We start from the raw sequence: 20,312 nt of genomic DNA, 5'->3' as shown, positions 1-20,312 counted from the left end.
TTAACCAGGTTAAGCTATAAGTAGTCTCAAACGGATCACTTAGACCGGGTGCTTGAAGGTGGCTTAAGTAGATATGGGACGTAAGAGAGGAGAGTTAGAGAACTGGCTTAGGAGAATAGTTTTCGGCGGATTTAAAAACAATTATGTAATCTACATAAGATACCGGGCAGAGAGTGGTGAAATCCTGAAGCCTGTGCCCGGCGAGTTAATAATCGATTTACGGGCAGGATATATATACACACATAACGAGATCATACCATTGCACAGGGTTGAAGAGATCAGGGATAAAAATAACAGAGTTTTATACAAGAGGGGAAAAAACGAGGGTTAGATCCATCCCCTTAGCTTCATAGCCTTTACGACACGATCTACAGCTATAGCGTAGGCAGCAGTCCTCATTGGATATTCTGAGAACCTCTTTCTCCACTCATCGTACACCCTATTAAAGTTCAGCGTCATCATTTTATCCAGCCTCGATAATGCCTCCTCATCAGTGAGCCAGCACCCCATCTTGTTATGGCTCCACTCGATCCAGCTCATCGTTACTCCTCCTGAGTTCGCTAATATATCTGGCACTATGATTACACCTTTCTCATACAATACCTTCTCGGCTTCAGGCGTGGTTGGACCATTAGCGCCCTCAGCAATGACTTTAGCCTTTATTCTATTAACGTTTTCCTTTGTTATAACATCCTGTGTTGCAGCTGGTACTAGGATATCAACGGGTAATTCAAGTAGTTCCATATGGTTTCCAGAGACCTTTACATCCCCCTTCTTATAGTTTGTCACCTTGCCTGTTGTCTCCTTAACCCTTATTGCTTCCTCGATGTCTAATCCGTTCGGATCATATATGTATCCACTGCTATCACTTACAGCAACCACTCTTGCACCCCATTCAGTAAGATATTTCGCAGCATATATGCCAACGTTTCCGAAACCATGTATTGCAACTGTTTTACCCGCCAATCCACCTATCCATCTCTTAGCCGCCTCCCTTGCAGTGAGAGCTGTACCATACCCTGTTGATACAACCCTTGCATATAATCCACCAAGCTCCACGGGCTTCGCGGTAACAACTCCCCACGCCTGGTACCCTACTATCTTACTATATTCATCGAAGTACCATGCCATTGTTTGTGGATTAGTGTATACGTCTGGGGCAGGTATATCTACCTCGGGGCCTACGTCCTTGGCTATGCCGGCAAAGAACTTCCTGCTTAACTCTTCTAGCTCTCTCTGGCTTAAAGCCTTCGGGTTAACCCTTACACCCCCCTTTCCACCGCCATAAGGAATGCCAGCTAGGGAGGTCTTCCAGGTCATCCACATTGATAAAGCAACTACTTCACCAGGAGTCACGTCTTCACCGTATCTTACTCCTCCCTTATAAGGTCCCAGCGCACTATTGTGCTGGCTTCTCCAGCCTAGATACATCTCTAGCTTACCGTTATCCCTCCTAATAGTGATTTTAACCTGTACCAGTTTCTCCGGGTGTCTGAGTATCTCGACGATTTCATCGGATAATCCTAGAAGCGATGCTGATTCACGTAATTGCTTCACAGCCATCTGATATACTGGATCGTTTTCATATAGTGATGCATACTCATTCATATTTATCACCAAGTAACTATTATTCCTGGAATGCTTTAAAAAGACTACCTATCAATATATACGATATATATCTGGAATACGCTTCCAAGGTTGCATGGGACAACGTGTGATGTATATCCCGTTAATATCAGCCCTCACACGGGTCTTCATCGCTTTAACTCAGAACCGAAGTCGGTCATCACACTAACTTTTAATTCCCTCAACCACCTTATATCAATAACTGGTGTCGTTCTTGAGGCCGGCTCTACTAGTAGTGGACATGTTGAAAGAGTTTGTACATGGTAGACTAAGAAGTCCGGAGGCATCGAGAATAATCCCTGTGATAAAGGATCTAACGAGCACCATGCATAAAAGAGGATTCCCAGTTATATACCTAGCCGATCACCACTACCCATTCGATCATGAGTTATCCATATGGGGACCGCATGCAATGCATAATGATCCAGAGTCGGAGATAATAGAGGAGCTGAGGCCTGGACCAAGCGATATAGTATTATATAAGAGATCCTATAGCGGCTTCAGGGAAACAGGCCTAGACTACATACTCAGAGACCTAGGCGTAGACACCGTGATTATAACAGGTATACATACTCATATATGCGTACTCCACACGGCAATGGATGCATTCTATAACAGGTACCAGGTTATAGTGGTCGAGGATGCAGTGAGCGCTTTTAGTAGAAGCGACCACGAATGGGCATTAAACTATATGAAGACCATACTTGGATGCAGAATAATGAAGTCCAGGGAAGTAATAGAATTCATAAGCAGCAAATAGTGGTTAACAGTGATCAACTGCGGCTTACTGGAAACAATTAAGAATATTTCAAGGGAATCGGGATTCACTGTAGCAGAGCTATTAGTAGTCATGCTGGGAATGCATAAGGAGGGTCTTGGAAGAGTCTCGGTGTCAAGGAGAACCAGTATAGGAGAGAGAAGAATACGCCGGATAAATGAATACGTTAAATCACTTCAGAAAACACGCCCGGAACTATATGAATTCATAACAGAGGGTATTCATCAAGCATCGATAATTACGCAACCAGTTAAACAATACCTCCTCACAATATTTCACCCAGTTGATCCAGACCTCCTTAAAAAAGTTGAGTCAAAAATAGTAGAGATAAGAGATTGGATCATTGTTGAAACAAGGGATAGAGAATGTATAGAGGTTATTGGTATAGTACCAGATAGAATAGTATTCCCATTGGTCCCCGAAGAACTTAGTAGAAGATACATCGAACTTGTGCCTGCAACTCTCCTAGAAAACAACTCAGTATTAGTTTTATGGAGAAAGCACATACCATTACTATATGAGTCAGCTGTTCTCAACGCCCTTGTAAACATATGTACAGAATCAATGATCTGACTAAATCCCTTTAAGGGTTATCAACTCCGTCCAGATGCGTCCGCTACATAGTTATCCCCAGCAACATGGATCACTACATTACATTTCATCTAATTTGGTCTATCTCTTCCTGGAAATGTTTTTAAGATGCATAGCTTCTAGTATTGTTTGGTGTTGGACAAAATGTCCAAGCAGATTAAATACGGGTATATAATAATACTTGCCCTACTTATAGTTGCAAGTATCCCTGTAAAAGCCGGAATAGTAGTGCAGGATGCTACAGGGAGAACCATAAGTCTTAGTGAAACACCATCTAAAATAGTTTCCCTCAGCCCCTCCATCACGGAGATCCTTGCCTACCTGGATGAACTAGATAGAGTAGTGGGGGCTGATTCAATATCGTTGAGCGATACATGGTTTAACATCTCAAGCATTCTCAAGACACATGGTGTAATTGATGTCGGCGGGTACTGGTGGTCAACTGTAAGAGCCGAAGAAATACTCAGGATCAACCCTGATATAGTTTTAGCTGATAAAGGGGCTCATGTTCCATTATTAGATTTCTTCAAGAACTATAATATTACCGTAGTATACTTGGCTGGTGGTTCATCTAAAAGCATACAAGATGTTTTAAGCGACTTCTACACCATTGCTACGCTCTTAAATAAGACTAGCCTAGCCGACGACTTCACCATCAAACTAGAGAGTGAACTAGGTAAATACAGGGATCTAATAACTAGTAAATACAAGGGTGTCAAAGTATTAATCATAGTGGATTTAACAAGTGGTATATGGGTTGCTGGCAAAGGAACATACATAGATGACATACTTGAAAGACTGGGTTTATCGAATGCCTGTAGCAATATATATTCATGGTCATCCATAAGCCTCGAGAAGGTAGTCGAGTTGGATCCAGACATCATAGTAGTTACATACATCGGCCCCAACTCTAATACGTTAAAAGAGAGCGGGCTAACTAATCTGGGTAAACCAATTATTGTATTAAACCAGACGGAAACAGATATAATCTCGAGGCCGGGACCCCTTATAATATATGCGCCCCAGGTAATCTATAATGTTTTAACACGGTCAAATATTATTCGTGTAACCAGTAGTGAAGGGTCATCAACATACTCAGTCATGGCGATCATTGTACTCGTCGCTTCAGTAGCGTTGATTACCATGGTGCTTGCAAAGAGGTATTGGAGGAAATGAAGCAAAGAGATCTCTGGCTTCTAGGCCTACTACTTGTTTTTTCCATAATGCTAATATGCGATCTCAACGATGTTCAACACAATTCATTATTATTTAACTATAGATTAAGCAGGATTCTCTCAGTGATTTCAACCGGCATAATTATAGGTTTAACCGGAGTATATCTTCAGTCCTCACTACGTAATCCACTAGTAGACCACTACATACTCGGGATAGGAAGCGGCTCACTTGTGTTTACTTATCTAAGTATTTTAATAGCTGGAGGCTTCACTCTCGCTACCCCATTGTCCTCGATGCTTGGCGGGCTTTTAGCCTTATTTCTCACAATCACACTGGCGGAGAAGTTATCCGGCACAGCTACTTCATATGTGCTAGCCGGCATTGGCGTTAACTCTTTTTTCTCAGGCATATCGGCTCTCCTATCTTATCTAACGATCCGTGTTTACCCGTATGCGCAGCTTCTTCTCGTTGGAAGCTTCATAGTTGCCACCAATGATAAGTTATATATGTTATCTATTCCCCTAGTCATCTCAGCATCCATAATGCTCATTCTTGCAAAGCCCCTTAACACGCTGGAGGTAAGCGATGAATTCTCAGTAATAACCGGGTTTAACCCCCGAGTTATACGCTTGATCTCAATAATTGTCGCCGGTTTAACCAGCAGTATCGTTACCTCACTCTACGGTTTAATAGGTTTTATTGGATTGGCATCACCACATATAGCGAGGTACCTATCTGGTAGGAGTGATAACAGGGTTGTCGCGCCTTTAGCGGCCTTCACATCATCTATAATACTTTATGTAACCGACTTTACAAGCAGGAGGCTCTTCGCTGTAATATGGAGTGAAATACCGGCTGGAGCCATCGCCTCACTCATTGGGGCTCCGTTCTTCATATATTTACTGCTCTCGAGGCGGAGGATATATGGTGATTAAGGCCAGTAATGTAGTAGTCGAATATACAGGTGGATTAAAGGGATTAAACAATGCATCTCTCGAAATAATGGAGAATAAAGTCACATGCTTAATGGGTCCTAATGCATCAGGTAAAACTACCCTCTTACGTGCACTAGCCAGGCTAGTAGGCTACAGGGGCTCGATACTAATTGATGGAAGAGAGGTCTCAAAGACGCCGCTGACAGTTTTATCAAGGATCCTATCGTATGGGTCACAGCAAACCATATCTACGTCCCTACAGTTACAGGTTAGGGAGGTACTTGAAATGGCGCTTTACCCGCTTAAAAACATAGATGTCGAGGAGGCAATATATAATACATCAATAGAGCTAGGCATCACGGGTTTACTGGATAGACATATTAATGAATTAAGCAGCGGCGAGCTACAGAAAATAGTGATAGCCTCAGCACTGATAAAGAAACCACGGTACATATTACTTGATGAACCAGACGCCCATATCGACACAGGATTCAAACCAGTCCTCTCCAAAACACTTAGAAAGAAGTCCGGATCCTCGACAATAATTATCGCTACACACGACCCGATATTCGCATCGTACACCTGCGACTATATAGTAGTCCTAAGAAGCGGCTCCATAGCGTTCCATGGATGGCTGAATGAATTAATGGAGAACCTGGATGTCCTAAGAGAAGTATACGGTGTAGAGTTCATGGTCACTGAAATACCTGGAGGCATGAGAATCATTATACCATACTACTAAACTGACGTCACCAAGGATTAAGCCTGTTACAGGTTCTAAATTCTTTTTTAAATATTTTTGAACACGTTTTATTCTCTTGATGTCTTCACTAGTTTTCCTCGATGACCATTACTTTTACTTTTCTCCCGGTATTCTCTGGACGGGTATACGGGGTATTCCCCCGCTGTGAAGGGTGAAGCCGGACGGAGCGGGGGAATAAGAAATAAGGGGTGAAGCAGGCAATTACAGGTATTCACCAGACCCGAACCCCTCACCTTAGACACTATTTATTTTCTTCGTCACGCGGAGTTAACCCGTTATCGTGAGGCCAGCTATATACCTGAGACTCTCTAACTCTATTGGATGAAGCCTGGCAGCGATGATTAGTGAATGAGGGGGAGGAGGATAACTATATCTTTTTAACTCGACAAGCCTCCCAGCCCTAATTACCTCACTACTCCATCCAAGCCTAGCCACGCCAATGCTTATTTGATTCATTAATTGTTGTTTCTCGTCGAGCTCCGTAAGTATATCTATAGCCTCTGGAATACTCATCGCTAACCCCTCCTCTAACCTGAGATCGAGCAGTACGAGTGTATGGAGGTTTCTACCTAGATTATCATATATGGTTTCGATAACACTGTATGGTTTAAAGCTGTCAGGATATACTAGGGTGACTATTTTACCGAACCTATATGCTTGGAGGCCGATCCTGCTGTGAACTAGGTTCACCACCGATATACCGGTTACAACCTTAACGCTTACATTGCTCTTTAATGCTTCAACCCTAATAGCGTCATGTGTTGTTGCTGTAAATGGATCTCCGGCACAGAGTATCGCGATATTACCCTCCTTAGCCTCTTCTACTATTCTATTAATACCCTCCCCTTCTAAGTCCCTTCTTTTAGCAAACACTATCTCAGCTGATGGATTAACATCTCTAAGCCAGTTGAAGCCGTCCTCATACATTGATGTATAGGTGTCAACATATATCTTTTCAGCACTCTTCAAAGACTCCAATGCTTCCTGAGTTAAATGTCTGCGTGAATAACCAGCACCAATGAAGATAAGCAAGGGGGACACCAGCCCTACACTGTAAAACTACATATGGAAGATCTAAATAAAAATGCCTTCTACTATTGTTTTATTTTCATGCTGGTTTGTAGCTTTTTCAGAATGCTTTATGGATTTTCTTCTACATATCTATGTTGAGAGCGATATAGTGAACTCTATTAGTAGTTGCTAATGGAAGGATACTACTCGATGAAGCCAACTCATTTGCCCGGGAAGGGCATGTTCCCGGAAAACGGGTAATAAGGCAGGCGGCAACATCAACCGAATATGAACCATAATGATCAAAAACCCTTTGGAAAAGGATCAGGATAGATTTAAAAATATCTAGAAGCCCCTATACATGCTCCTGGGGGCACCACATACAGGACATCTCTCTGGGGGCTCCTCACCAATGTACGTGTGACCGCAGACCGGGCAGATCCATACCTTGCCCTTTATAGGCATATCCCTGCCTTGATCCACGTATTCCTTTGCCTCCCTGTATAGTTTCGCATGTATCTTCTCAGCTTCTAACGCGAATCTGAAGCTTTTCTCAGCCTCGCTAACTCCCTGGTATCTTGCCGCCTCGAGATACACTGGGTACATCTCGTTTACCTCGAATTCCTCACCCCTGATAGCTAGCTCCAGGTTTTTACTGGTTGAGCCAGGACCGATAGGGGTTCCGGCTGATACAGTTTCATCAGTGTTGTACTCCCTCAGTACATTATAGTGGTTTCTAGCATGAACCTGTTCAGCGAACGCTATTGCTTTAAATAATCTAGCTACATTAGGAAAGCCCTCTTTCTCTGCTATCTCAGCAAATACCAGGTATCTCATATGAGCCATTGATTCCCCGCCAAAGGCGTTTAATAGTAACTGCTTGGTCATGGCCTTTAGTTCACTCATTTCACTCATCATTTATTATTTACAACTTTAATACTTAAAAATTTTCTTCCCCACCTAGTAATACTTCTTCAAACATGTTTTAAACATTATTTAAAAATCTCACCAGAATATTTTAAGAATTTAGAGGGCTAAATTGATATGCTCGAGTTAAAATCAAGCCTCTTTGAGAAAATAGTCAAGAGAGAAGATAATACATTACACTTTAAAACTTATCTAGCTGGGGAATGGGTTGAGACAGAGGAATACTTCGACGTCTACACGCCTATAGATAACTCGTTAATAGCCAAAGTAGCTAAGGCTTCTTGGAATACCATGGATCCGGTACTCGAGCTCATTTATTCCAGAGGGCGGTGGAGGGTAAGGGACACACCCGGATGGAAGAGGCTTAAAATACTTGAGAAACTAGCCATCCTATTAGAGGAGCATAGAAGCGACATAGTCAACACGCTTATCATTAACTCGGGCAAAACAAGGAAGCAGGCTGAAGGGGAAGTCAATGCTTCAATAGAAAGAGTCAGGGCGGCATCACTAGATGTTAGAAAAATATTTGGAGAATACATGCCGGGGGACTGGGATGAAACAACAACTGAGACAGAGGCGGTGGTGCGCCGAGAGCCCTATGGAGTAGTGCTCGCCGTGGTACCATTCAACTATCCATTATTCGACACAGTGTCTAAAATCGTTTATAGCTTTGCAAGCGGCAACGCTATCATCATTAAGCCACCTTCAGCCAATCCAATACCGGTCCTCCTATTAGGTAGGCTACTGGAGGAGGCTGGGTTCCCGCGTGAGGGATTGGCCATAGCAACAATACCAGGCCGGGAGAGCTCGAGGCTTGTTTCGGATAGAAGGATTTCAGTAATAAGTTTCACAGGTAGTAGTGAAACCGGTAAGAAGATATTAGAGACGGCTGGAATTAAGCAATTCATAATGGAGCTGGGAGGCGGGGATCCAGCCATAGTACTTCCAGATGCTGATCTCGATGATACAGCAGTCAAAATAGCTACTGGGATATATAGTTATGCGGGTCAGAGATGCGATGCAATAAGATTAATCCTCGTTCATGAGAAGGTATATGATAAACTAAAGGATAGAATAGTTGGGGAACTTTCTAAGATACGTGTCGGCGATCCACGCAGAGAAGATGTTGACATGGGGCCCTTAATAGATGGGGCAACCGTTAAGCTATTAATGGAGGCTATTGAAGACGCTGTCAAGAAAGGTGGGAGAGTACTCTACGGGGGGAGAAGCCTCGGCGGAAACTATGTCGAACCAACACTGATAGAGTTCCCCGATAAGGAGAGGATTAAGGAGATAAAGCTATATCATGAGGAGGTCTTTGCACCAGTGGCAATTATAACTAGTTACAGGGATCTAAATGAAGCAGTAGACCTCGCGAACGGGAGAAGATACGGACTCGATGCAGCAATATTTGGACATGATATAGAATCCATTAGAAAGCTAATAAGACTTCTCGAATTCGGAGCCATATACGTAAATGATATGCCACGCCACGGCATAGGGTACTATCCTTATGGTGGTAGAAAGGACTCAGGCATAGGAAGAGAGGGCATAGGGTACTCTATAGAGTATGTTACAGCATATAAAACCATTATATATAATTATAGAGGAAAGGGTGTCTGGAAATATACCCTCTAAACCCGTTTTTTAGAGAATAACCCTCCACCACACATGATCCTGTAAATATTATGCTCATATTATGCTTATATGGAAAACATTAATGCTTAAACCACCGAGAATGATGTGTTACAAGGATCAACATATAGATCAGGTATGCATTATATATGATGGTTATCAATACAGCCGATATACTCCTCCCGTTATTGAGGATGCTGAATAAAGTATAGAAGGCAGGGGAGCTACGTATATAAATAATGAACTTATATATAATAGAGTCTATACCGACACTTAATGCAATAAGTTGCTCTGCTGAAACCCAGTTTGAATCCTCCACTATTAATATATCATCACCCACGATTGCAGCAGTAAACTCTATGAAGAAGCCAGCTATAAGCCCTATGAGTAGTGGGATGAATATGTAGAGGGATAGTAGTTTACTCGGCAACCTCGGGAAATAACTCGATAAATATATCGTGATAAACAGAGAAGCCCAGAGATAGTAGTTGACATTCCCGACTTTATTAAGTAAAAGTAGTAGTATTGATGTAGCAGTAAAATATATTAGCAGCATGTCGGGATCCTGAGGAGCCCCTTTACGATAGAAATCAACGTATACTATTAGTAATGCCAGTGTAAACGGTATTATCCATACCCAAGTAAGCCATGAAGGGAGTGAAGCCAGGTTGAACCAGCTCAGGTAAACCGGGAGGGTCCAGAGGCTATATTGCTGGGGGTAACGGGAGCCATGGAACAATACTACTTTATTAATAAACCCCCAGGGATCATATATGAGGAAAGGCAGGGTAAATAACGAAGCCGTCAAGACGGCTGCCCCTATTGATTTAGCCATATTTCTATAGTCCCTCCGGGCAAGCAGTATTAATGGTATAAATAGAAAGAACACCGCTAGTAACTGCTTTATAAGCGCTGAAAGCACTATCATTATGGTTGACCTCACATACCTCCCCTCGGTTAAGTATATGAAGCCCATGAGCAGGAATAATACTGCTACCATGTCGAATTGAAAACTAGCTATTATAGCGTACCCAATGTAGTTCAAGAGCCATAGATTGCCGGCTGAACTTCCATATCTCCTCCTCAAGATGAAGTATATACAGTTGAATGCCATGATTAAGGGAAGCTTATCTATTAGCTTAACAGCGAGATTACCACCTATGCTAGAAGCTATGAGGTGGGTTGAAATAAATAGGTATACCGCTAATGGTGGATAAGCAACTTTAGCCCTAAACGGCCCGCTATATATTTCTAGTAACCTGCCTTCCTTAAAGTAGTCGAACCAGTAGTTTATAAAGTACCTTACATCATAGTAGTTCCAGCCGGATACAGCTAATACAAACACCACTATGTTAGCTGCTATTATTCTCCATTCACGCCTGAGAAAGCTAGTGTTAAAGCCCGTCTTCACATTAGAGGCACCGCCGAATACTATTACTCAATAATGCTAGGAAAAACAATAAAATGTTTACCTGTGTTTCCAATACTTGAAACGCGAAGGGTGCACGAATTGACACCGTTACAGGACACAGTATATGTTAAATTAGGAGGCAGCTTCATAACCATAAAAGACAAGCCTGTCACACTCAGGAGAGAATCCCTCGATGCTGTGGCAGAGATCTTAAGGCAAGTATATGGTAGGGTAAAACTTATACTAGGGAATGGAGGGGGAAGCTTCGCTCACTATGCTGTGAGAAAGTATTGTGGAGACGGACGAATCGATTGTGTTGTGAAATGTCACCAGGCAACAAGGTTATTGAATAGGATAATCACAGATCACCTTGTCGAGGCCGGTATACCTGTATCAAGTATTCAAACAAGTGCAGTGATCACGGTAAGCCAGGATGGGGAATTCAAGGTTTTCTCGGAACCGGTGTACAATTTTATCTCGGCTGGACTCATACCGCTTCTATACGGGGAATGTATACCATGGAGCAATGGATACCATGTGGTATCCACTGAGAAAGTATTCGAATTACTTGCAGAAAGCATTAAACCAGCACGCATTGTGCTTTTAACAGATGTTAAAGGAGTATATACTTGTAACCCTTCCAGGTGTAGTGATCCGGTTTTAATTAAATCTATAAATAAGAATAATATCAGTCAAGTCCTTGAGCAACTTAGCAAAGAGAAGAATAATGATGCAACGGGTGGGATATATAGTAAGGTGAAATCAATGCATGAGTTATCTGAGAGACTAGGGGTTAGAGTGATCATAGCGTCCGGCTTCAGTAGGCAGGACGTTGTTAACGCTATTCTACATGGAGATATCTCCGAGGGTACTATAATAGAGCCATAGCTTCAACATCAGAAGCCTGGTGTATGTCATCGCCAAAGCGGCTACACGCTTTTAACCATCATCATCGATTAATACTACATGGCAAACTCGTTTAAATACATGGTTTATTAATTGGAGACTTTCACCCTGATATGATGTTTTTCAACGTTATCCTGAGGGGAATCGATAAAGGAACTGGAACAGTAATATCACTAGCCCTAGGATTTAAATGTCTTTAACAAGGGCATAATGATAAAGGGGTTTAAATGTGGATCGATAAAATAAGCAACGTGCTAAACGGGTTCTTTACGGTCTTAAGCGGTATAAATGGTGTAGGGGTATGGTTATTTCTAATAGGGTTCACCATACTAATGATTATTGGTCTATCAATAGCTATAACTATACTCATTAGGGCGGTAAAAGAGATACCGAACCTCACTGTGAGTCAGTTTATCAAGCTAACAGTGATAACGGCCATAGTATTAATGATTATAGGTATATTTATCCCGTGAAAAAATCATGGTTTTCTCGGGAACACCCTGAATCCAGGATACCTCGGCTTTTCCAATTCCTCGGCTATCTCTAGTAGCCTATTATATTTAGCAGTTCTCTCCCCTCTACCCGGCGCACCAGTCTTAATTAGTCCAGTGGATAATCCAACAGCTATATCAGCTATACTGGTGTCCTCTGTTTCACCACTCCTATGACTGATTATTGCTTTATACCTGTTTTCATGTGCCATCCTAACTACTTCAATGGTTTCGCTCAGGGTTCCAACCTGATTGACCTTAACTAATACGGCGTTTCCAGCATTGCTTTCGATACCCTTAGAGAGCCTGGCAGGGTTTGTTGTAAATAAGTCATCTCCAACTATCAGGATCTTATCCCCAAGTCTTCTACGCATTTCAGCGAATCCCTCGAAGTCCTCCTCGTATAACGGGTCCTCTATACTTACTATCGGGTAGTCCCCTACTAGTTTCTCGTATAATTCAAGCATTTCATTCCTACCTAACTCCCTTCCTTCAATGACGTATACCCCCTTATCCTCTCTATAAAATTGAGAGCTGGCTGCATCAAGTGCTATCGCTATCTCTCCACCCGGCTCATACCCAGCCTTCTTTACCGCTTCAACTAAGAGATCTAGTGCATCACGTATCTTCTCGAGGGGAGGAGCATACCCGCCTTCATCACCAACATTAACTGCTGAAGGACCATACTTGTTCTTTAAGACTATTTTTAATTCATGGTATACCTCGACAGCCGCCCTTATGGCGTCGTGGAAGCTGTTGAAGCCGGCGGGAACAATCATAAATTCTTGGAAATCTAGCTTGTTCCCAGCGTGTACCCCGCCATTAATTATATTTAGAAGCGGTACCGGGAGTAATTCCGCTGTCCTACCACCTAGATAGTAGTATAGGGGCACACCCATGGTTGATGCCGCAGCCTTGGCTACAGCGAGGCTTGTCGCCACAATAGCGTTTCCACCAAGCCTGGCCTTATTAGGGGTGCCATCTATCTCAATTAGTTTACCATCTACCTCGTATTGATGCCTTGAGTTCAAGCCTATTATGGTAGGGGCAATTACTTTGTTAACGTTTTCCACAGCTTTCGAGACACCTTTACCCTTGAACTCTTTTCCACCATCCCTTAATTCCACGGCTTCATGCTTGCCGGTGGATGCACCGCTGGGGGCGTTAGCTACCCCTATTCCAAGACCCTCTGTTACTACTCTGACCTGGACTGTTGGATTACCCCTGCTATCCAGTATCATCCTGGCTTTTACATCTTTTATTACATATACATCATCATATATTTCTAGATACATTCCAGACACACCCATGGTGGTAATTAACATGGAGGAGTTATTATGGTTATTGCTTCTAGTAAATATTACTGCATCATATATACTATGGTGTATATTCACCCTTCGATTCTACGGGAAGATAAAAAACACATACTTATACCTGGCTTTCCCACTAGCAATACTATCCATAGTGCTGGTTTTTAAAACCAATAACTATTATATCCTACTGCCCACCTTGCTCACAACACTGATATTGTACATTATATTGGCGAGGAATAAGGGTAGAAAAATTATTTTAGCACCTTTACCACTAATTATAGCAATACTGTTAACAATGGAGGGATAGTATACCATGAGTAAGCAGCCACAGTTGAAATGCCCTAAATGCGGTAGTAACGAGGTGGATGTTGAGAGAACATGGCAACTCACATCCCCCTTACCGGATACCCAGGGCAGGATCACTATAACAATTATGGGTGTAGTTAAGTGTAGAAGATGCGGGTATAAATGGAGAGGGGTTGTTAGCAAGTTAAAGGTTGGTGGTGGAAAAGTAGAGATAGAGGGGGAGAAGATGGGTAAAGTAATTGAGGGCGGAGAGGAGCCGAGACCGCCTAAGGAAATCGTACTGGATATCGACGACATTATGAATGAGGAGTAATAGTAATGAATTTAAGCTATAGTAGGATACTATATTATACGACAGTAATAGTATTCACAGCAATGCTCTTAACCCTGATCGCCTTGGTTGCTCTACCAATAATCCTGAACGGCTTCTCTCCCCTGGCCGTAGTAAAAGGATACAGCATGCTTCCAACACTAAGGGAGGGAGACATAGTTATCGTGCAAAAAGCGACTCCGGAGGCTATAAGACCCGGCGACGTGATAATATATAGTACTGGGGGAAAGCTCATAATACATAGGGTAATAAAAGTAGTAATCAGAGATGGAGAATACTATTATGTTACCAAGGGAGACAATAATTCACTACCGGACTTTATGTATTTCGAAAACAACATAGGAATACCATATAATAGGGTACTTGGAAAAGTAGTAAGCATCAACGATTATATAGTTAAAATACCTTATCTAGGGTACCTCGCCTTATTTCTTAAAGGAGGTTAAACCCGGCGGGAGCTATAGGGAATGTAGCCCAAACCTCCTGCTCCAAAGGAAACCCCGCCCATCAATGCATGGAGGAGATCGGGGTGAAGGAAGAAAAGAATAAAATATATCAAAGTTCAGCTAGGCTGGCTGGGCTGGACAATGGTTTGATACTAACAGAGAAATCGCACTGATCCATTCTAGAACAAGCTTGGAATTCTAAAGCTTTTAAAAGGAATGCTATGATATTATAATGAATGCGTGCCGCCGTAGTATAGCCCGGTCAAGTATGCGGGCCTTTCGAGCCCGTGACCCGGGTTCAAATCCCGGCGGCGGCATGTTTCCTCTCATCTCTTAGACCATTAGCGTTTTCTGCCTGCCATGGCTTATGCATGCTTTTAAATACTTTTAGTTACGACAGGTGATTCACCACGCTTCCTCCCGGAATCTCACCACGGTGGCTCAACCCCTGGTTGCCCAGGGGCTTACCGCTCCACGGGTCTCAGAAATCCAAGTTGACCTCCTCCCCGCTCTAGGCTGGGAGGTTTATTGGTTTCCTACATTTATTCGAGTTTACATCTGTGGTCTACGGGGCGGTTAAGATGATCAGAGATCCCTTCATTCAGGCTAGCTCTGTTCTCAATGTTTAGAACGATAATAGAAAACTTATAGGCTCTCGTCATCCCGCTCTAAAAGGACGGGGGATTTTTAGTTGTAAATCAGGTCATCGAGTTTTTGCTTCTGTGAAAGTTTAAAAAGATTAGATTTCATCATAGTATGAAGGTACACATTTAACTTAAAAAGGTGCACCTTATGGTGAGCAAGGAGCTCATAGAAAAAGCAAAAGAGTTTCATGGACACGTATGTCCATTCCTAGTTCTAGGTCTTAGAGCCTCTGAGATAGCTATGGGCAGGCTTGGTATAAACAAAGCTGGTGTAATGGAGACTATTAGAGAGGATATCATAGCCATCGTCGAAGCCAATAACTGCTTCGCTGATGGTGTTCAGATAGCTACTGGTTGTACTCTCGGTAATAACTCACTAATATATATCGATGCCGGAAAGAATGCCCTCACGTTGTTTAGGAGAGGGAGTAAGAAAGGTATCAGGGTCTACGTGGACTCTCAGAAACTGAGGGAAAAATACTTCCCTAGAGAAGCATTAGATCTCTTCAAGAAAGTGGTGACTGAGAGAAGGGGTAGTAGAGAAGAAACCGAGAAACTACACAAGCTTTGGAGTGAAATAGGATACAAGATGGCCAATATCCCAGAGGAAGAATTCATAATACAAGAGGTTGAAATCATAGAGGAGGTGGAGAGGGCTCCGATATACGAGAGTATTAGGTGCTCTAAATGCGGAGAGCTCATAATGGCGCCCAAGGCTATCTACATCGATGGAAAACCCCTGTGCATCCAGTGCGCAAATGGAGAGACCTTAGCTATAATAGGAAGAGGCATATCACACATGAGGATCCCCTACAGGGTGGTCTCCAATGCTTACTAAAAAAGTTGTCACGACAACCCTGGTCGCGATTATAGTTATTGCGGCGGTGGTTACCAGTCTCTATTACTCTTTCTTCTACGATAAAAACCTGCATACAGGGAAGGTTGAGGAGACCCCGTCATATATCATCGTCACAGATGTCACCAATAGAACAATCAAAATCCCAGCAAATCTAAGCAGAGTGGTCGCTATAGGCCCAGGAGCTCTGAGGCTAGTAGTATACCTGAATGCTACCGATCTCCTTGTTGGCGTAGAAGAAGTTGAGGTAACCCGAGATCCCACTGGGAAAGATTACGCAATGGCCCAGTACAACACCCTCAAGAACCTGCCTGTAGTAGGACCCGGGGGTCCAAATAATCCTCCAGACCCAGAGAAACTCAGGGCTGTAAAACCACAGTTGATAATAATGTCGGGGATATATGCGCAACTCTACCCACCTGATAGACTAGCCGAAGAGGTTAATGCCAGCGTCCTAGTGATCGATTACGGGAGCGCAGGCTATTTAGATATAGAAGCTCTTAAAAACGCATTACTGATTCTTGGAAAAGCCCTTGGGAGAGAGGAGAGAGCCGAGAACCTGGCAAACTACATTGATCAAATAGTGAGCGACTTAAACAACAGGACTAGAGGTATTGATCCAAGGCCAAAGGTGTATGTAGGTGCTATATCGTACAAGGGCGGACAACCATTTACATCGACACAGGCCAGATTCGCCCCTCTACAACTTCTAAACACACCCTCCATTGTCGACTCAGTCGCCAGTAAAGCCGGCTACATGTCAATAAACTTCGAGTATCTAGTGCAGCAACAACCGGACTTCGTGTTCATAGACGAGAATAACTTGAACAACGTACTAAGCGATTACAGGAAGGATCCGTCTCAATACTGTAGCCTAAACGCGTTCAGGACGGGGAGGGTTTATGGTGTCTTACCATTTAACTTCTATCACACAAATATCGCGACAGCATTCGCAAACGCGTACTTCATTGGGAAAGTGCTCTACCCGGATAGATTCGCTGACATAGACCCAGTTGTAAAGGCCGATGAAATTTTCACAATGTTTGTTGGTAAACCAATATACCAGGGGTTTATCGATGGTGGATACAAAGGATTCATGAACCTCAGCGAATTATTCCCATGTGGCTGAATACATATGACCGTGGAAAAGCTTTTTAAAGCGAGAAAAATCTTCATGCTGGCATCAGCAACTATATTAATATTCATATTACCCTTTTCTCTTTCCGTGGGATCATACAATGTTACTTACCTGGATACATTAAAGTTCATTCTTGGATACAGCAATCTACCACCAGACGCGACAAGTATTCTACTGATTAGATTGAGAAGAGCTCTAGCCGGTATCCTAATAGGGTTCATCCTCGGAGCCTCTGGTACCGCGATGCAGTCTGTGCTAAGAAACCCTATGGCATCTCCTTTCACGCTCGGTATATCTAGTGCTGCAGCGCTTGGGGTAGCAGTTGTCTTACTAACAGGTCTAGAAGGCTCTGTGAGAGGGGTCATTCTCACATATTCAAACCCATACATCATACCTATCTTCGCACTTGTCTTCGCGTTAATTCAAACAGCCATTGTTCTACTACTAGCTTACAGGGCCGGGTTGAGCGAGAGAGCCTTGGTTCTAGCAGCTATTGCAATGAATTTCTTTTACCAGGCACTGCTAAGTCTTATCCAGTACCTCAAGTTGAACGAACTTCAAGTCGCTCTAATAGTCTTCTGGAGCTTCGGTGATGTTGGTAGAATAGGGTGGGTGGAGCTGAAGATAATAGCCATTGCTGCCTCTGCGCTCTCAATATACTTCATTGCCAGAGCACTAGACTTCGATCTCATGGGTCTCGGAGACGATGTTGCCTATGCCAGCGGTGTAAACGCTAAGAGAGTTAGATTAGAGGCCTCGATAGTGGCGGCGATAGGGGCCTCAATTGTAACCGCATTCTCTGGCGTAATAGCCTTTCTCTGCCTGATTTCACCACATATAGCGAGACTCGTTGTCGGAAACAACCACAGGTACCTGATCCCAGAATCTATGATTGTAGCAGCAATCCTCCTCGTAGCTGCTGACAGTATTGGCAGATTTATACTCTCCCCGATAACACTCCCCGTTGGTGTAACATTATCCCTGATCGGGTCACCGCTACTCATATACCTTCTTCTGAAGAGGCGATAAATATGGTTGTTATAAGAGTGGCCAACGTAGATGTAAGATACAATTGTATCAGGGCTCTGCAAGATATCTCCATCGATATATACGAAGGGGAGGTTGTAGCCGTTGTAGGACCAAATGGTTCGGGAAAAACAACTCTTCTGAAAACAGTAGACGGTATCCTAAGACCCACGAAGGGATCTGTCTACATAGATATGAAAAACGTTCTCACGATCCCTAGGAGGGAAGTTGCAAAAAAGATCTCCCTAGTAACACAGTTAACGTATGTAGCACCCGGCGTCAAAGTCATAGACTTCGTTTTAACCGGGAGGAGGCCACACATAGACTTTGCACCAACCAGGAGAGACCTCGAGATCTCGATAAGCGCGCTTAGTGCAGTAAGAGCCGACAGCTTAGCAGAAAGGGATTTAACAGAGCTGAGTAGTGGAGAGTTCCAGAGAGTCTTGATCGCGAGAGCATTGGCGGCAGAACCAAAGGTGTTGCTACTAGATGAGCCCACATCGAATCTAGATCTATTGTTTCAGATAGAGATCCTGAATCTCATCAAGAGCCTCAGCGTAGACAGGAGGCTCACAGTGATGATGTCTCTTCACGACCTTACGCAAGCATACAGATTCTCAGACAAAGTCATTATTTTAAAGAATGGAAGAGTCTACGCTGTAGGAGAACCAGATAAAGTTCTAAACGAAGAGATCATCGAGAAGGTATACGGGGTCAAAGTAATGATCAACAAGGATTTAAAGGCAGTCATACCGCTTGTCTAACCTTCTTCCCCGCGACATGACTCTCGCTTTTGACTTCCTCCCTATTCAGAAGGGTAAACTTTTCAGTTGTAATAAGATAATCCATATGCTGGTGATCTAATTAAGATATAACTTTATGCAATCAAAGCGCTTCAAGACTAGGTTGGGCTGAAAATCACTATGGCTAAGAACCGGTACCCTATAATAGACTACGAGAAGTGCACTGGCTGCCTAATCTGCTACAACTTCTGCCTCCACAAAGTATACAGCATAGGCGTGAGTGAAAAGCCATGGTGGTAAACCCAGATAACTGTGCCGAGCTTTGTAGGGGATGTCAAAGAATTTGCCCAGCTGGAGCCATAAGATACTATGGGGAGCAATAAATTATTTATACCTTTAACCTACTTCTTTTTGGTGTAACATATGGTGAGCGAATTTTCTTTGAAAGAAGCAATAAAGAGAGTTAGGGAGCTGAATCTCTGTACCAGACCCCCCTCCCATCCAAGAAGCCGATAAAGTACTCCGCCTACCGGATAAAGATCTCGAGGACTTCCTCGGTTCCTTGAAAAAGAATTGAGCGAAGACGAGCTCAGGATCATAGATGCAGTTATAAAGCACGGTAGTATAAGGGAGGCATCGCTGAAACTCTATGGATCACTAAATAAGAAATGGATCATTAGAAAAACACTGAGAAACTGCTTAAGGATCCTTTAAAGAGTAGAAATAATTATTAAGATCTCGACCTACTATGATTTATGACTCTGGCCTCCTCATCCACCATTAGGGAACAGAGATCTCTACTAAGCTACATTATCCTGGAACGAACTCTATCTACAATTATCTCTTGGTACCTGGTAAATAAGGATTGAGAGCTAGGGATGATGACTGGGAAATATTTAAAACCCATCCATGACTCTAAGAGATTATTGGTTGCGGCGGTCGTCTAGCCTGGACTAGGACGCCGGCCTGCCACGCCGGAAATCCCGGGTTCAAATCCCGGCCGCCGCACTCAATTTCCATTTATCAAGTAAATGTCTCATGATTCAAACCGACTCAATGAGACATTTACTTGATAAATGGAAACACAGTATACTGATTCTTGTTCTTAAGTGATTAGATGATGTATTAGACTTAAGCAGAATAAACGATGAAGATAGATTCAGAGTCCTGGGTATGTGGTTTAGAAGGTTGGGGAAAGGGTTAAGGCAATGGAGGGTTCGGGTCTGGTGAATACCTGTAATTGCCTGCTTCACCCCTTA

Annotated in this window: 22 protein-coding genes, 2 tRNA genes and 1 pseudogene; 20 read left to right on the top strand and 5 right to left on the bottom strand. The window is 43.1% G+C overall.

Annotated elements, in window-relative coordinates:
* Positions 1–73 precede the first annotated feature (73 nt).
* Positions 74–331 (top strand): DUF504 domain-containing protein, encoded by a 258-nt coding sequence (locus SPHMEL_RS01045; RefSeq protein WP_012609119.1) that lies wholly within the window; start codon positions 74–76, stop codon positions 329–331.
* Here the strand turns inward: SPHMEL_RS01045 and SPHMEL_RS01040 are convergent.
* Positions 328–1,608, bottom strand: a complete 1,281-nt coding sequence (locus tag SPHMEL_RS01040; RefSeq protein WP_042666858.1) for a Glu/Leu/Phe/Val family dehydrogenase — start codon at positions 1,606–1,608, stop codon at positions 328–330. The genes SPHMEL_RS01045 and SPHMEL_RS01040 overlap by 4 nt on opposite strands.
* 232 nt (positions 1,609–1,840) lie before the next feature.
* Here SPHMEL_RS01040 and SPHMEL_RS01035 point away from each other — a divergent pair, with 232 nt between their 5' ends.
* From SPHMEL_RS01035 to SPHMEL_RS01015, 5 genes are all read left to right on the top strand, one after another.
* Positions 1,841–2,386, top strand: coding sequence for a cysteine hydrolase family protein (locus SPHMEL_RS01035; protein WP_042666856.1), 546 nt, complete (start codon positions 1,841–1,843; stop codon positions 2,384–2,386).
* Between the two features lie 9 nt (positions 2,387–2,395).
* On the top strand, positions 2,396–2,977 hold the full coding sequence (locus SPHMEL_RS01030; protein WP_042666854.1) for a hypothetical protein: 582 nt from the start codon (positions 2,396–2,398) through the stop codon (positions 2,975–2,977).
* Between the two features lie 162 nt (positions 2,978–3,139).
* On the top strand, positions 3,140–4,171 hold the full coding sequence (locus SPHMEL_RS01025) for an ABC transporter substrate-binding protein (RefSeq protein WP_042666853.1): 1,032 nt from the start codon (positions 3,140–3,142) through the stop codon (positions 4,169–4,171).
* A complete protein-coding gene (locus tag SPHMEL_RS01020; protein WP_042667888.1) occupies positions 4,168–5,106 on the top strand; it encodes a FecCD family ABC transporter permease in 939 nt (312 codons plus the stop codon). Before SPHMEL_RS01025 ends, SPHMEL_RS01020 begins: the two co-directional genes overlap by 4 nt.
* Entirely contained in the window at positions 5,096–5,848 is a 753-nt protein-coding gene (locus SPHMEL_RS01015) for an ABC transporter ATP-binding protein (protein ID WP_042666851.1), read from the top strand. The genes SPHMEL_RS01020 and SPHMEL_RS01015 overlap by 11 nt, the downstream gene beginning before the upstream one ends.
* A gap of 288 nt (positions 5,849–6,136) precedes the next feature.
* Here SPHMEL_RS01015 and dph5 read toward each other — a convergent pair whose 3' ends face one another.
* The gene (gene dph5 / locus SPHMEL_RS01010) at positions 6,137–6,901 is read right to left on the bottom strand and encodes a diphthine synthase (RefSeq protein ID WP_042666849.1); all 765 of its coding nucleotides are present in this window, start codon (positions 6,899–6,901) and stop codon (positions 6,137–6,139) included.
* A gap of 324 nt (positions 6,902–7,225) precedes the next feature.
* Complete coding sequence (locus tag SPHMEL_RS01005; protein ID WP_042666848.1) at positions 7,226–7,786, bottom strand: rubrerythrin family protein; 561 nt, start codon at positions 7,784–7,786, stop codon at positions 7,226–7,228.
* Between the two features lie 138 nt (positions 7,787–7,924).
* Here SPHMEL_RS01005 and gapN point away from each other — a divergent pair, with 138 nt between their 5' ends.
* Positions 7,925–9,445, top strand: a complete 1,521-nt coding sequence (gapN, locus tag SPHMEL_RS01000) for an NADP-dependent glyceraldehyde-3-phosphate dehydrogenase (protein ID WP_042666847.1) — start codon at positions 7,925–7,927, stop codon at positions 9,443–9,445.
* Between the two features lie 79 nt (positions 9,446–9,524).
* Here gapN and SPHMEL_RS00995 read toward each other — a convergent pair whose 3' ends face one another.
* Positions 9,525–10,853, bottom strand: coding sequence for a glycosyltransferase family 87 protein (locus tag SPHMEL_RS00995; protein ID WP_042666846.1), 1,329 nt, complete (start codon positions 10,851–10,853; stop codon positions 9,525–9,527).
* Between the two features lie 99 nt (positions 10,854–10,952).
* Here SPHMEL_RS00995 and SPHMEL_RS00990 point away from each other — a divergent pair, with 99 nt between their 5' ends.
* The gene (locus tag SPHMEL_RS00990; protein WP_042666845.1) at positions 10,953–11,741 is read left to right on the top strand and encodes an isopentenyl phosphate kinase; all 789 of its coding nucleotides are present in this window, start codon (positions 10,953–10,955) and stop codon (positions 11,739–11,741) included.
* 245 nt (positions 11,742–11,986) lie between these two features.
* Positions 11,987–12,232, top strand: a complete 246-nt coding sequence (locus SPHMEL_RS00985) for a hypothetical protein (protein ID WP_012609108.1) — start codon at positions 11,987–11,989, stop codon at positions 12,230–12,232.
* A 5-nt stretch (positions 12,233–12,237) separates the two neighbouring features.
* Here the strand turns inward: SPHMEL_RS00985 and eno are convergent, their stop codons facing one another.
* Positions 12,238–13,545 (bottom strand): phosphopyruvate hydratase, encoded by a 1,308-nt coding sequence (gene eno, locus SPHMEL_RS00980; protein ID WP_042666843.1) that lies wholly within the window; start codon positions 13,543–13,545, stop codon positions 12,238–12,240.
* A 28-nt stretch (positions 13,546–13,573) separates the two neighbouring features.
* Here eno and SPHMEL_RS00975 point away from each other — a divergent pair, with 28 nt between their 5' ends.
* The 11 genes and pseudogenes from SPHMEL_RS00975 to SPHMEL_RS00935 all read left to right on the top strand — a co-directional run bounded on the left by SPHMEL_RS00975 (position 13,574) and on the right by SPHMEL_RS00935 (position 20,061).
* Positions 13,574–13,870, top strand: a complete 297-nt coding sequence (locus SPHMEL_RS00975; protein WP_232216699.1) for a hypothetical protein — start codon at positions 13,574–13,576, stop codon at positions 13,868–13,870.
* A 6-nt stretch (positions 13,871–13,876) separates the two neighbouring features.
* Complete coding sequence (locus SPHMEL_RS00970) at positions 13,877–14,182, top strand: zinc ribbon domain-containing protein (RefSeq protein WP_042666841.1); 306 nt, start codon at positions 13,877–13,879, stop codon at positions 14,180–14,182.
* Between the two features lie 5 nt (positions 14,183–14,187).
* Entirely contained in the window at positions 14,188–14,646 is a 459-nt protein-coding gene (locus tag SPHMEL_RS00965; protein WP_012609104.1) for a signal peptidase I, read from the top strand.
* A 242-nt stretch (positions 14,647–14,888) separates the two neighbouring features.
* A tRNA-Glu gene (locus tag SPHMEL_RS00960) sits at positions 14,889–14,963 on the top strand.
* Between the two features lie 475 nt (positions 14,964–15,438).
* Complete coding sequence (locus SPHMEL_RS00955; RefSeq protein WP_042666840.1) at positions 15,439–16,128, top strand: FmdE family protein; 690 nt, start codon at positions 15,439–15,441, stop codon at positions 16,126–16,128.
* Positions 16,118–17,275, top strand: a complete 1,158-nt coding sequence (locus SPHMEL_RS00950; protein ID WP_042666839.1) for an ABC transporter substrate-binding protein — start codon at positions 16,118–16,120, stop codon at positions 17,273–17,275. Before SPHMEL_RS00955 ends, SPHMEL_RS00950 begins: the two co-directional genes overlap by 11 nt.
* A 6-nt stretch (positions 17,276–17,281) precedes the next feature.
* The gene (locus SPHMEL_RS00945) at positions 17,282–18,313 is read left to right on the top strand and encodes a FecCD family ABC transporter permease (protein WP_051400970.1); all 1,032 of its coding nucleotides are present in this window, start codon (positions 17,282–17,284) and stop codon (positions 18,311–18,313) included.
* 2 nt (positions 18,314–18,315) lie between these two features.
* Complete coding sequence (locus SPHMEL_RS00940; protein ID WP_042666838.1) at positions 18,316–19,074, top strand: ABC transporter ATP-binding protein; 759 nt, start codon at positions 18,316–18,318, stop codon at positions 19,072–19,074.
* A gap of 159 nt (positions 19,075–19,233) precedes the next feature.
* Positions 19,234–19,436 (top strand): annotated as a pseudogene (locus SPHMEL_RS07660) (4Fe-4S dicluster domain-containing protein).
* A 190-nt stretch (positions 19,437–19,626) separates the two neighbouring features.
* Positions 19,627–19,767 (top strand): hypothetical protein, encoded by a 141-nt coding sequence (locus tag SPHMEL_RS07105; protein WP_012609098.1) that lies wholly within the window; start codon positions 19,627–19,629, stop codon positions 19,765–19,767.
* Between the two features lie 218 nt (positions 19,768–19,985).
* Positions 19,986–20,061: transfer RNA gene (locus SPHMEL_RS00935), tRNA-Gly, on the top strand.
* Positions 20,062–20,312: the final 251 nt, after the last annotated feature.

Source organism: Desulfurococcus amylolyticus Z-533, assembly GCF_000513855.1.
In the GTDB taxonomy this organism is placed as follows: Archaea; Thermoproteota; Thermoprotei_A; order Sulfolobales; family Desulfurococcaceae; genus Desulfurococcus; species Desulfurococcus amylolyticus.
The sequence above is the reverse complement of the archived record's forward strand: the minus strand, read 5'-3'. Positions and strand labels throughout refer to the sequence as shown.